Origin of the sequence: Rhodococcus sovatensis (assembly GCF_037327425.1) — a bacterium.
Classification (GTDB): Bacteria; Actinomycetota; Actinomycetes; order Mycobacteriales; family Mycobacteriaceae; genus Rhodococcoides; species Rhodococcoides sovatense.
Genome location: NZ_CP147846.1, coordinates 4245183 through 4258092 on the forward strand (window position 1 = coordinate 4245183; position 12910 = coordinate 4258092).

A 12910-nucleotide genomic window follows, 5' to 3' on the forward strand; every position below is an offset into this window, starting at 1 on the left:
ACTAACGCACTTCACGTTCCAGATTCGCCAGCGTCTGCGCCTGGATCTTCTTCAATCCCAGCGGAGCGAAGGTCTTCTCGAAGAACCCGCCGATTCCGCCCGCACCCTTCCACTCGGTTGTGGTCGTCACCTCGCTACCGGTTCCGGACGGGGCGACGGTCCAGGTCGTGACCATCGAGGAGTTGGCGTCGCGTTCGACGATGCTCGATCCGTCGACGGTGACGGTTGCCTTGACGTTGCGCGATCGCTTCGACGTAGCCTGCAACGTCCACTGCGCAACAGTGCCGTTCCCCTGGCCGCCTTCGACGACGATGTAGTCGAGGTACTGCTCGGGAAGAATCCGCGGACGGACGGTCTCGTAGTCGGCGAGTGCCGCCAGAACCTGATCGGGCGCCTGAGCGATGGTGATCGAACTGCTCGCGCTTACCTGTGCCACGTGTACGTCTCCTTGGATCGTTGATGCCTCTGGTCCCATCCTGCACTCCGGGGCGACCGATCGAGAAAGAACAACGTCATGGATGTGATGCGCCTCACCGCTGACCGTCTCAGCTGTGAAATCAAGATGGTTGCACCATGCATTTGACCGATTTGCGCATATCAACGACAACATTTGCGTGAAGTTTCGCGCTCCGGGTGCCATTCTCGGTGGCCCAGTGCGAGCAGTGGAGATAGCGTCTCCATGTGGCTTACGCGATAGCACTCCCGAGACGAAGGCCCGCACCCCGCGAGAGCGGATTCGCCGCGCACCGCGCAGGGGTGAATCTCTTGCTGGACAGCTATCGGGCGATACCCGCGAACGCGACAGTTCGGCTGGCAAAGAAGACGTCGAACCTGTTCCGGGCACGCTCGACGACGAGCGCACCCGGTTTGGACGTGTCCGGCCTGACGAGCGTCATCTCGGTCGACCCGCAGAACAAGACCGCCGATGTCGCAGGCATGTGTACCTACGAGGACCTGGTAGCGGCCACTCTCCCGTACGGCTTGGCGCCGCTCGTCGTCCCGCAGCTCAAGACGATCACTCTCGGAGGTGCGGTCACCGGACTCGGCATCGAGAGCACGTCGTTCCGTAGCGGTCTGCCGCATGAGTCGGTGTTGGAAATGGACATCCTCACCGGTCGCGGTGAGATCGTCACCGCAACTCCCGACGGTGAACATTCAGACCTGTTCTGGGGCTTTCCCAATTCGTACGGAACTCTCGGATACGCGACTCGGTTGAAAATTCAGCTGGAGCCGGTACTGCCGTTCGTCGCCCTGCGCCACGTCCGCTTCGACGATCTCGACGTGATGCAACGCGTCATGGACGAGATCGTCCGTGACCGTGTCTACGACGGCACCGAAGTGCAGTATCTCGACGGCGTCGTCTTCTCGGCCGAGGAAAGCTACCTGACCCTCGGTATTCAGACGGCCGAACCGGGGCCTGTCAGCGACTACCACTCCGGGCCTGACATCTTCTACCGCTCGATCCAACACGGGAGCGCGACACCGAAAACCGACCGACTGACGATCCACGACTACCTCTGGCGCTGGGACACCGACTGGTTTTGGTGCTCACGCGCATTCGGTACACAGAATCCGAGAATCCGACGATTCTGGCCGAAGAAATACCGTCGTTCCAGTTTCTACTGGAAGCTCATTGCGCTCGACCGAAAATACGACATCGCCGATCGCCTGGAGGCACGCAAGGGCAACCCGCCGCGGGAACGCGTCGTTCAGGACGTCGAAGTACCCATCGAGAACACTGCGGCGTTCCTGCGCTGGTTCTTGAACGACATCCCCATCGAACCGCTGTGGTTGTGTCCGTTGCGTCTTCGCGAACCGGCACCACCCGGCGCCGACGCAGCTCGCCCCTGGCCGCTGTATCCGCTCGAGCCGAAGAGGACCTACGTCAACATCGGGTTCTGGTCGTCGGTTCCGATTGTTCCAGGAGCCCCCGAAGGTGCAGCCAACCGGGCGATCGAACACAAGGTGACCGATTTCCAAGGGCACAAGTCTCTCTACTCGGATGCGTACTACACCGAGTCGGAGTTCGCCGCGTTGTACGGCGGCGAAAGGTTCGTCGAATTGAAGAAGCGTCACGACCCTGATTCACGTTTGTTGGATATGTACTCGAAGGCGGTGCAAAGAAAATGACAACGTTCAAAGAACCCACGACACGCGAGACCCGAACCCATAAGCTGACCATCTCGGAGATCCTCGAGCTGGTCTCCGACGGCAACATTCCGCTCCGATTCACCGCCTACGACGGAAGTGCGGCGGGGCCCGAGGATGCCGAAATCGGCCTGACTCTCAAGAGCCCGCGCGGAACCACCTATCTGGCAACCGCTCCCGGCGATCTCGGGATGGCGCGCGCGTACGTCTCCGGTGACCTCGATGCCGTCGGCGTCCATCCGGGCGACCCGTACGACCTGCTCCGGATCATGGGGGACGAACTGCACTTTCGACGCCCGAGCGCCCTCACCTTGGCATCGATCACGCGGTCTCTCGGCTGGGATCTGTTGCGTCCCATCGCCCCTCCGCCGCAGGAGGTCGTCCCGCGGTGGCGTCGGATCGCCGAAGGGCTCCGTCATTCGAAAACGCGTGACGCCGATTCGATCTCGCACCACTACGACGTGTCCAACACGTTCTACGAGTACGTGCTCGGGCCATCCATGACGTACACCTGCGCTGCCTACACCTCGGAGAACGACACGCTGGAGGCGGCGCAGGAGAACAAGTATCGTCTCGTGTTCGAGAAGCTCGGCTTGAAGGAAGGCGATCGACTGCTCGACATCGGCTGCGGCTGGGGCGGAATGGTTCGCTTCGCGGCCCGACGGGGCGTCAAGACCATCGGCGCGACCCTGTCCAAAGAGCAGGCCGCCTGGGCGCAGAAGGCAATCGCCGAAGAGGGCCTGTCCGATCTCGCCGAGGTGCGCTTCTCCGACTACCGGGACATCACCGAATCGAACTTCGACGCAGTGTCGTCCATCGGACTCACCGAGCACATCGGCGTCCACAACTATCCGTCGTACTTCGACGCGATCAAGTCCAAGCTTCGCGTCGGCGGACGAGTACTCAACCACAGCATCACCAGGCCGGACAATCGAAGTCATGCGCGCGCAGGATCGTTCATCGACCGCTACGTCTTCCCGGACGGTGAACTGACGGGTTCCGGGCGCATCATCACCGAGATGCAGGATGTCGGTCTAGAGGTACGCCACGAAGAGAACCTGCGCGAGCACTATGCACTCACTCTCAAAGCCTGGTGCAAGAATCTCGTCGACAACTGGGACGCCTGCGTAGCCGAGGCGGGCGAGGGAACTGCCCGCGTCTGGGGCTTGTACATGGCCGGATCTCGGCTCGGGTTCGAGCGCAATGTCGTTCAGCTGCACCAGGTACTGGGCGTCAAGCTCGGCCCCAAGGGCGAGGCGAATGTTCCGCTCCGTCCGTGGTGGGAGGGCTAGCCCTCCAGTGGCGCGGCCACGTGCACGGCAGCACACTCAACCGCGCCACTAGCGGGGACCGCGACTACACCTTGGGGCTGTAGTGCTTCGGATCGTCGCGCGCTTCCAACGGCGGCAGATTGCGCGGAGGGGTCTGCGGTAGCGCAGCGTCGGCAGACAGGCGGCCACGTGCACGGTCCCATCCTGCCCGCCCGCGCGGGTGCAACCGGTAGCGGCGCGGAACCAACGCGAACGACAGGTTCACCGCCTTACCCACCCATCTGAAGACGCGCTCGTCGCGCTCGGACCAGGTGTAACCCAACAACTCTCGCACCGGCTCGTCGTACAACCCGATGGTGAGCCAGACGAACCCGCGAGTGATCGGTACCCGCAGAACCGACCACACCGGGCTCGGAATCCACGCTGCATACGGCGGTGGCCCGAGCTTCGACAGGTCGAGCACGTCGCGTGTTGCCTTGTTGTCCTCCAGTACCTCGTGGCACATGCGTTTCCAGTACAGCTGGAAGTCCTCCCACGTCTCCGGCACCGGTTTCATGCTCATGCCGTAGAGCCGGTACCACTGGATGTGCTCGGTGAACAGCTGCCGCTTCTGGGCTTCGCTCACTCCGCCCATGAAGTTGTCCGCCGTGAGAATCGTCCCCATGAAGAACGTCGCATGCGCCCAGTAGAACGTGTCGGGGTCGAGCGCGTGGTAGCGGCGCCCTTTGGCGTCGACACCCTTGATGCTCTCGTGATATCCGCGGACCTGCAGGGCAGTCGCCTCGGCTCGATCGCCGTCGAACACCACTCCCCCGATGGGATAGAGCGAGCGATACAGACGTTGCCACCGTTCGTCGAAGAAGATCGAGTGTTCCTCGACTCCCGCGCCGAGGCCAGGGTGCATGTTCTGCATGGACCCTGCCCATACACCCTGCAGCATTCCGCGCCAATCACCGAAGTACTTCCATGTCAGCGAATCCGGTCCCAGTGGAACCGGTCGCTCGTCGCCCGACTGACTACGCATGTTGTCAGACTAGGATCTGACAACATGCGTAGTCAATACTTCGGAGAGAGCCGATGACCATCGACGAACGCCGACGCCACCGCCACGAGTCACTTCTGGCTGCAGGAATCGAGTTGCTCGGCTCCCCGGATGGACCCGCCGTCAGTGTTCGCGGTGTCTGCCGCTCGGCAGGTCTCACCGAGCGCTACTTCTACGAGAGCTTCGACGATCGCGATGCATTCGTACGAGCGGTCTACGCCCACGTCGGCGAGCAGGCCCGACAAGCAATCGTCCATGCCGTCGAATCCTCGGACGAACGCGACAGAGTCGAGGCACCTGTCCGCGCGTTCGTCGAGCTGGTTCTGGACAGCCCGAGCGTCGGACGAGTTCTGCTGCTCGCCCCGCTCTCGGAGTCGGCGATCGGCGGAAGTGGCGCAGCGTTGCTACCCAGTTTCGTCGAGCTCGTGCAAGCCCAGTTGACCAGCGAGGACCCCGATGACAAGCGCCTGATCGCCGTCGGCGTGGTCGGGGCACTGACCGCGCTGTTCGTCGGCTACCTCGACGGCTCCATCACGACGCCCCGCGAGAAATTCGTTGCGCACTGCGTCAGGCTCGTCTCCGGGGCGTCGGAACATGCCATGATCGAACCGACCACATTCCGATAACCAAGGAGCTCACACGATGTCCGATCTCGACGAGTCGTTCCAGCAAGCCCAGGTCGACGTCAAGACCCTCACGACCAAGCCGAGCAACGATGATCTGCTGAGCCTGTATTCGTTGTACAAGCAGGGCTCGAAGGGCGACGTCGATGGCAAGCGACCAGGCAGGCTGGACATGGTGAACCGCGCCAAGTACGACGCATGGGCAAAACTCGAAGGCACTGGTCAGGATTCGGCGAAGCAATCGTACGTAGACTTGGTTTCTCGACTTCTGGGCAAGTAACTCATCCACATGAGAGGGACCGTGTGAGCGACTACGACGAGGCAGATCTGCACATCGAGAAGCCGAAGACTCATGCGGCGGGACCGGTCGCTGTCGCAGTGTCGATGAAACGAGCACTCGGGCACATGGGCGCGGTACGCACCGCGAAGACGCTCCTCGACCTCAATCAGGCCGAGGGCTTCGACTGCATGAGCTGCGCGTGGCCGGATCCCGACCCCGGCCACCGCCATGCCGCGGAGTTCTGCGAGAACGGCGCCAAAGCCGTTGCCGAAGAGGCAACGACCACACGTGCCACCCCGGAGTTCTTCGCTCGGCACAGCATCGCCGAACTCGACGCCCGCTCCGAGCACTGGCTCGGCCAGCAAGGCCGCATCACGCACCCGATGGTCAGACTTCCCGGCGCAACGCACTACGAACCCATCGAGTGGGACGACGCCTTCCGCCTCATCGGGGACGAGCTGAATTCTCTCGCCAGTCCCGACGAGGCTCTCTTCTACACGTCCGGGCGCGCCTCCAACGAGGCTGCGTTCGTCTACCAATTGTTCGCGCGTGCGTTCGGGACCAACAATCTTCCCGATTGTTCCAACATGTGCCACGAGTCGACGTCGTTCGCGCTGCAGGAGACCATCGGTATCGGCAAGGCCAGCGTCACCCTCGACGATGTGTACGACGCCGAGCTCATCATCCTGGCCGGTCAGAACCCCGGCACCAACCATCCCAGGATGCTCTCCGCACTGGAGAAGGCCAAGCAGAACGGCGCGAAGATCATCTCGATCAACCCGCTCCGGGAAGCGGGTCTACTGAACTTCAAGAACCCCCAGACCGCACGCGGCATGGTGGGACCCGGGACCGACCTGTCGGACTACCACCTGCCGATCAAGATCAATGGCGACCTTGCGCTGTTCCAAGCCATCGGATCGCTGCTGCTGAAGTGGGACAGCATCGACCACGAATTCGTCGAGTCGTACACCGCAGGATTCGACGAATGGCGCGAGCATGTCGCATCGGTGGACTGGAATGTGGTCACCGACGCGACAGGCTTGACCGTCCAACAGATCACCAAGGCCGCAGAGATGCTGCGCGACTCCAAGGCCACCGTGTTCTGCTGGGCGATGGGACTGACGCAGCACCGCAATGCCGTCGCCACCATCAAAGAAGTCACCAATCTAGCTCTCGCTCAGGGAAATATCGGCAAGCGTGGCGCCGGACTGTTACCGGTCCGTGGACACTCCAACGTGCAGGGCGATCGTACGATGGGGATCTGGGAGAGGGTTCCAGAGCTCTTCCTCGACGCCATCGAGAGCGAGTTCGGCTTCGATCCGCCTCGTAAACACGGTCTCGACACCATCGATTCCATCCGCGCGATGCGCGACGGCAAGGCGCACTTCTTCCTCGGCCTCGGCGGCAATTTCGCTCAAGCGACGCCCGACTCCGAAGTAACGTTCGAAGCACTGCGCAGGATGCGCATGACCGTGCACATCTCCACCAAGATCAACCGTTCACACCTGGTCACCGGCGATATAGCACTGATCCTGCCGACGTTGGGGCGCACCGAGAAGGACGTCCAGAAGTCTGGGCCGCAGTGGATTTCGGTCGAGGACTCGACATGTTCGGTCCACTCATCCCGCGGGCCGCTGAAGCCCGCCAGCGAGTACCTGCGCTCGGAGATCGCGATTCTGACGGGCATCGCGGAGGCGACACTGGGAGACCGCTACGGCATCGACTGGAGGGCCATGCGGGAGGACTACCGCAACATTCGCACCCACATCGCCCGCGTCGTCAGCGGTTGCGACGGGTACGAGGTCAATGTCCGCCGGCCCGGCGGCTTCATTCTCCCGCACCCGCCACGGGACTCGAGGAAGTTCGAGACCCCTTCGGGCAAAGCAGAATTCACATCCTCGCCCATCGACGTCCTGCACGTTCCCGACGGGCATCTCTTGCTGCAGACCCTCCGCAGTCACGATCAGTTCAATACGACCATCTACGGACTGAGCGACCGGTATCGCGGAATCGAGGGTGGCCGACGCGTCGTCTTCGTCCATCGTGAGGACATCGCGGCGCTCGGCTACCGTGACGGCGACTTCGTCGACCTGGTGACGAAGTGGGACGACGACGATATCGACCGGAGTGCATCGAACTTCCGCATCGTCGAGTACGACACCCCGCGTGGGTGCGCCGCGGCGTACTACCCGGAGACCAATCCTCTCGTGCCGCTCGACTCGACGGCGACGGACAGCAACTGCCCGACGTCGAAGTCCGTTGTGATCCAACTGGTTCCCGCCGGGACCACGACGGCCGTCGACAACCACGGGCACCAGGACGAGATGCGTTCGGACGAAGTCCACAAGAAGCATCCGCAGCCGCATCATCTCAGCTAGGCCCAGCGCAGTTGGACCCAGTGGCACGGTTGAGTGCACCCTGGTGCACTCAACCGTGCCACTGATCAGAGAAGTTCAAACAAGCGAACGACCCTGCTTGATCCTGGTCCTCACATCCCACAGCAGGATGTTGAACGGCATGTTCCGGATCACCTGGGGCGTCAACCTGTTCACTACCGCGAGGCTGCCCAGCAGCCGATCGAAACGCCTCTGCTTGACCGGGTCCCACGGCAGCTCCATCTCGTCGCGGAACCGCTCGGGCAGAAATCCCGTCGTCACGAAACGCATGAACGGGCCGATGAACGGATGCAGGATTGCCGGCTTGGCGAACGTCGCCGAGGCGATGCCGTAGAGGTACTTTCGAATGGTCGGGTCGATGTGCACGTCGTTCAGCGCTGTGTTCCAGTATTTTTCGAAGGTGACACGGTCGGACGGCCACATGTCGCGCGGCATCTGCAGTGTCGATCCCAGCACATGGCATCGCTGATACATCTCGTCGAGAGTCCCCGCGTCCGGTTCGCCGTACAACGCGTTGTAGACGTCCTCGAACCCTCGGTACAGACATGCCGCGACCCACAGCTGCAGGTTCGGATCGAATGCGTTGTACTTCACCGGGCTGTCGGCTGTGGACTTCACCGCGGCGTGAGACCGATTGGTTGCCTTGCGGTACGCGGCTTTGACGTCGTCCTCGCCCATCCCCGCCACCGCCAGGTAGGACAGCGTCGTGCGAGTCCTCTTCACCGGATGCCGATTGATCTGGCCGCTCTCGACCTTGCTTTCGTACACCCCATACCCGACCGCCGGATGCGCCAGCTGCATGATCACGTTGGCACCGCCTGCCAGCAGACCGACACCCGTCATCGATTTCCGGAGTAGTTCGTTGTCGACTGCCATGGCGAAATCCTTCTGTTCTGATCTGCATACGTTCGTGTGCAGATAACGTTAGGCGAGGCCGACGAAGAGTGTCAAGATGTTGTTCATGCCCGAATCACCCCGGACCTACGGCGGAGTCGACGGCTCGGCCCGGGTCGCCGAACGACGTCGCATGCTCGTCGAAGCGGGTCTCGACCTGCTGGGAACGACCGAGCCCGAGCTGAGCGTGCGAGGCGTGTGCCGTCGATCCGGAGTCGCTTCACGGTATTTCTACGAGAGCTTCGCCGACAAGAACGCGCTGATGGAAGCCGTGTACGACCGGGTGATCGGCGACATCACGACGACCGCACTCGCTGCAGTCTCGGCGTCGTCCAACAGCGAACGCGAACGCGTCCACGCCGCAGTCCATGCCATAGTCCGATCGGTCGCCGAGGATCCACGCCGCGGGCGTGTGTTGTTCTCGGCGACGTTGAGCAACGATGTCCTCGCCGCGAAGCGAGCCGAGTCGACGAAGATGTTCGCGGCCCTTCTCGCAGCACAGGCAAACCAGTTCTACGGCACCTCTGCGAACCGGAAGCAAGTTCTTACAACACATTTCGTCGTCGGTGGTTTCGCGCAGGTCCTGACGGCGTGGCTCGGCGGCGAACTCGATCTCGACGAGAGTGCCGTAGTCACCCAATGCACGGATCTGCTACTGGCCGCCGCTCCCTATGCGGCGCCCTAGTGGTGCGGCGATGCGCGCTCTGGTGCACTCAACCGCGCCACTGGGGCCGGAGGCCCCGCTACGATCTAGGCGCCATCCTCTCTCGGTAGGCAACCAAATGCTCCGCCCCGTCCGCGAACTGCCGACCCATCAGCTCACCGGCCGCTTCGACGTCTCCGCGCGCGAAGGCGTCGATCAACGCGTCGTGACCGGCAACGGCCTCTCGACCCCACGACTCCGACGCCGAGTACAGCTTGGTCGGCGTGTAGCGGATCGCTCCGTAGAGGAACCAAGCGAGCTTTCGTCCGCCCGCGACTCTGTTGACGAACCGGTGGAATTCGAAAACTCCCGTCTCGACTGCATCGGGATTCGCGCGTGCGACGGCGTCACGAAGCCGAGCATTGAGGCCCGTCAGTTCCTCGATCTGCGCCTCTGTGATGACGCGTGCCGCCCGGCGAGCCAGCTTGCTCGCGATGGCACCCTGCAGCCAGAAGATGTCCTCGATGTCGTCACGGTCCAGCTCTCCGACGCGGTAGCCGCGGTTGGGCACCTGCTCGACGAGCCCCTCCCCACGCAGGGACACCAGCGCCTCCCGCACCGGAGTGGCACTGACCCCCAACTCCGCTGCAGCGTCGTCGATCCGCACGAACACGCCGGGCCGTAGCACCCCCGACATGATCTGACTGCGGATATGCGCGGCAACGTCTTCGGACAACTGCGGTCGACGCCGCAATCCTTTCACCGCCAGCCCTTTCACCGCCGGACCCGTCGTCGCCAATTCCGGTGCAGTCACAGCCCGTACGTCTTGCCGATGATGTCGCGCTGAATCTCGTTGGTACCGCCGTAGATCGATGAGACGAGGGTGGTTCGGACATGCTTCTCCATGTCGAACTCGGTGGCGTAGCCGTACCCACCCATCATCTGCATACCCTCGAGCGCAACCTTCTTGGCCGTCTCGGTGAGCTTCAGCTTTGCCATCGAGGCTTCCCGAGGGAACAACTTGCCGGGGTTCTCGTCCACGAGCCGGGCGACGTGGTAGACCAGCAATCGACCGCATTCGATCTCGGTCGCGAGGTCCGCCACTCGGTGCCTGAGGGCTTGAAAAGTTCCGACGGGCCGACCGAACTGCTTACGTTGGGTGATGAACTGGAGGGTGTCGTCGAATGCTCTCTGCGCGGTACCGAGCATCATCGCCGCCAGGATCAATCGCTCGATGTTGAGCCCGGTCATGAGCTGCGACCACCCTTGACCCTCGACTCCGACAACCGCTTCCTCGGGCAGCACGCAGTCGGTGAAGTAGAGGTCGTTGACCTCCTTGCCACCCATCGTGTCGATCCCGACGATGTTGAGGCCGTCCACATCGGCGGGCACATCGAACATCGTCATGCCCCCATGCTTGCCTTCACCGCGGCTGGTTCGGGCTACCAGCAAGATCCGGTCCGCGAAGTGCGCATTGGAGCACCATGTCTTCTGGCCGTTGATCAGCCACCCGTCGCTGGTCTTCTCGGCCCGACAGCTCAGATTTCCGACGTCCGATCCGGCCTCCGGTTCGGACATCGAGATCGAGTAGCTCCTGCCTGCGACGATTCCGCCGAGCACTACCGCTTTCTGTGTGGGTGTACCGAATTTCTCGTACGCAGCTCCGGTGATGAGCGTGGGTCCGATTCCACCGATCGGGGCCATTCCCTTGGCCGCCTCTTCGAGAAGAATGCACATGTCGACCGTGCTGCCATCGGCGCCCCCGAACTCCTCCCCGATGGTCGCCCCGAGCCACCCCAGCTCGGCCATCTTCTCGTAAAGGTCCTGGTTGTGCGTGTGTTTGCCGTGCTCGGTGAGCGCATCGCGCTGTTCGCGGCTCCCTGTCTCCCGCGCGCAGAATGCTGCGATGGCCTTGGCGAACGACGCTTGTTCCGGGGTGAAGTCCGTACTCATGGTTGCTCCAGACGGTAGAGGGATCCGGTCGGTGCTCCGAGAGGTTGTCATCGACAGGTCACGACGCATAGTGTGAGCTTCACAACAGTAAATCACATCAAATATATGTGATGCGATTTACCGCACTGATCCGAAAACCGAGCCTGCGGAGGATGTACACCCATGACGGACCAGGTCGTAGAGATAGAAGGCCGCACCTTCGACAGCCTCGATCCACGGACGGGCACAGTGCTCGCCAGCTACCCCATCGACGGCGAGACCGAAGTTCGCGCGGCAGTCGAGCGCGCCCGATCCGCGGCCAGATGGTGGGACGTCCAGGGCTTCACCGGTCGCAAGCGGTGGCTTCTCGAGTTCAAGAGCGCCATCGCCAAGGACGCAAAGAGCCTCGCCGACGTCATCGCCGCCGAGAGCGGCAAGCCGGCCGAGGACGCGATGCTCGAGATCATGTTGGGCGTCGAGCACATCGACTGGGCTGCCCGCAATGCAGAGAAGGTACTGAAACAGCGCAAGGTGTCCTCCGGCCTCATCAGCGCGAACCAGCAGGCCTTCGTCGGCTACCGACCCTTCGGAGTCGTGGGCGTGATCGGACCGTGGAACTACCCGCTCTACACCCCGATGGGGTCCATCGCGTACTCGCTCGCGGCGGGAAACACCGTGGTGTTCAAGCCGAGTGAGCTCACTCCCGGCGTCGGTGTCTGGCTTGCCGAGAAATGGAATTCGCTCGCCGCAGCACATCCGGTCTTCCAAACCGTCACCGGCGACGGATCGACCGGAACGGCACTGTGCACCTCAGGCGTCGACAAGATCGCATTCACCGGTTCGACCGCGACGGCGAAGAAAGTCATGGCGACGTGTGCTGCATCGCTGACTCCACTCGTCGCAGAATGCGGAGGCAAGGATGCGATGCTCGTCGGCGCTGACGCCGACATCGACGCAGCCGTCGAGTTCGCGACGTTCGGCGCCATGGGCAACGCCGGCCAGACATGCGCCGGAGTGGAACGCATCTACGTCGCAGCCCCGGTGTACGACGCCTTCGTGAACAAGCTCACGACGTCGGTGAAAGCACTGAAACCCGGCGGCGCGGCCACCTCGTCGTACGGCCCGATGACGCTCGGCAAGCAGAGCGAGATCGTGCGGTCGCAGATCGAGGACGCCCTTGCCAAGGGCGGGCGCGCGGTATTGGGCGGCTTGGAATCTCTGCACGGTCCGTACATCGACCCGGTCATCCTGACGGATGTGCCGGAGGATTCGACGGCCATCACCGAGGAAACGTTCGGGCCCACCGTGGTGGTGAACAAGGTGCGCGACCTCGACGAAGGCATCGAACGTGCAAACGCGTCGTCGTACGGCCTCGGCGCGTCGGTGTTCACCAAGGACACCGCAGCGGGTCGTCGTGCAGCAGCCAAGCTCGATTGCGGTGTCGTCACCGTCAACTCCGTTCTCGGATTCGCTGGGATCCCCGCCCTTCCGTTCGGTGGTACCGGCGACTCCGGGTTCGGTCGAATTCACGGCGCCGACGGTCTCCGCGAATTCAGCACCGTCAAATCCCTTACCGTGCAGAAGTTCGCGGCACCCCTGAATTTATTGACCATGCAGCGCAAGGCACGTGATCTGAAAATTTCCGCGCTGATGCTGAAGCTTCGCCACGGCCGGAGCTGAG

At 62.6% G+C, this 12910-nt stretch carries 12 protein-coding genes; 7 read left to right on the forward strand and 5 right to left on the reverse strand.

Annotated elements, in window-relative coordinates; translation table 11 throughout:
* Position 1: 1 nt before the first annotated feature.
* On the reverse strand, positions 2 to 436 hold the full coding sequence (locus WDS16_RS19775) for an SRPBCC family protein (protein WP_338887036.1): 435 nt from the start codon (positions 434 to 436) through the stop codon (positions 2 to 4).
* A gap of 245 nt (positions 437 to 681) precedes the next feature.
* Here WDS16_RS19775 and WDS16_RS19780 point away from each other — a divergent pair, with 245 nt between their 5' ends.
* The gene (locus WDS16_RS19780) at positions 682 to 2130 is read left to right on the forward strand and encodes an FAD-binding oxidoreductase (RefSeq protein WP_338887038.1); all 1449 of its coding nucleotides are present in this window, start codon (positions 682 to 684) and stop codon (positions 2128 to 2130) included.
* The gene (locus WDS16_RS19785; protein WP_338887040.1) at positions 2127 to 3440 is read left to right on the forward strand and encodes a class I SAM-dependent methyltransferase; all 1314 of its coding nucleotides are present in this window, start codon (positions 2127 to 2129) and stop codon (positions 3438 to 3440) included. Before WDS16_RS19780 ends, WDS16_RS19785 begins: the two co-directional genes overlap by 4 nt.
* Before the next feature lie 64 nt (positions 3441 to 3504).
* On the opposite strand, the gene WDS16_RS19790 is transcribed toward WDS16_RS19785, so the two are convergent.
* A complete protein-coding gene (locus WDS16_RS19790) occupies positions 3505 to 4443 on the reverse strand; it encodes an oxygenase MpaB family protein (RefSeq protein WP_338887041.1) in 939 nt (312 codons plus the stop codon).
* Between the two features lie 53 nt (positions 4444 to 4496).
* Here WDS16_RS19790 and WDS16_RS19795 point away from each other — a divergent pair, with 53 nt between their 5' ends.
* Genes WDS16_RS19795 through WDS16_RS19805 form a run of 3 tightly spaced genes read left to right on the forward strand, consistent with a single transcriptional unit; the run spans position 4497 to position 7742 of the window.
* Positions 4497 to 5087 (forward strand): TetR/AcrR family transcriptional regulator, encoded by a 591-nt coding sequence (locus WDS16_RS19795; protein WP_338887042.1) that lies wholly within the window; start codon positions 4497 to 4499, stop codon positions 5085 to 5087.
* 16 nt (positions 5088 to 5103) lie between these two features.
* Entirely contained in the window at positions 5104 to 5364 is a 261-nt protein-coding gene (locus tag WDS16_RS19800; RefSeq protein ID WP_338887043.1) for an acyl-CoA-binding protein, read from the forward strand.
* A 23-nt stretch (positions 5365 to 5387) separates the two neighbouring features.
* Entirely contained in the window at positions 5388 to 7742 is a 2355-nt protein-coding gene (locus WDS16_RS19805) for an FdhF/YdeP family oxidoreductase (protein ID WP_338887044.1), read from the forward strand.
* 75 nt (positions 7743 to 7817) lie between these two features.
* Here the strand turns inward: WDS16_RS19805 and WDS16_RS19810 are convergent, their stop codons facing one another.
* The gene (locus tag WDS16_RS19810; protein ID WP_338887046.1) at positions 7818 to 8636 is read right to left on the reverse strand and encodes an oxygenase MpaB family protein; all 819 of its coding nucleotides are present in this window, start codon (positions 8634 to 8636) and stop codon (positions 7818 to 7820) included.
* Positions 8637 to 8721: 85 nt separating this feature from the next.
* Here WDS16_RS19810 and WDS16_RS19815 point away from each other — a divergent pair, with 85 nt between their 5' ends.
* On the forward strand, positions 8722 to 9339 hold the full coding sequence (locus tag WDS16_RS19815) for a TetR/AcrR family transcriptional regulator (RefSeq protein ID WP_338887048.1): 618 nt from the start codon (positions 8722 to 8724) through the stop codon (positions 9337 to 9339).
* Positions 9340 to 9397: 58 nt separating this feature from the next.
* Here the strand turns inward: WDS16_RS19815 and WDS16_RS19820 are convergent, their stop codons facing one another.
* Positions 9398 to 10111: a GntR family transcriptional regulator gene (locus WDS16_RS19820; RefSeq protein WP_338887050.1), complete on the reverse strand. Its 714-nt coding sequence runs from the start codon at positions 10109 to 10111 to the stop codon at positions 9398 to 9400.
* The gene (locus tag WDS16_RS19825; protein ID WP_338887052.1) at positions 10108 to 11250 is read right to left on the reverse strand and encodes an acyl-CoA dehydrogenase family protein; all 1143 of its coding nucleotides are present in this window, start codon (positions 11248 to 11250) and stop codon (positions 10108 to 10110) included. The genes WDS16_RS19820 and WDS16_RS19825 overlap by 4 nt, the downstream gene beginning before the upstream one ends.
* A 162-nt stretch (positions 11251 to 11412) precedes the next feature.
* Between WDS16_RS19825 and WDS16_RS19830 the strand changes: the two genes are divergently transcribed.
* Positions 11413 to 12909, forward strand: a complete 1497-nt coding sequence (locus tag WDS16_RS19830) for an aldehyde dehydrogenase family protein (protein ID WP_338887054.1) — start codon at positions 11413 to 11415, stop codon at positions 12907 to 12909.
* Position 12910: the final 1 nt, after the last annotated feature.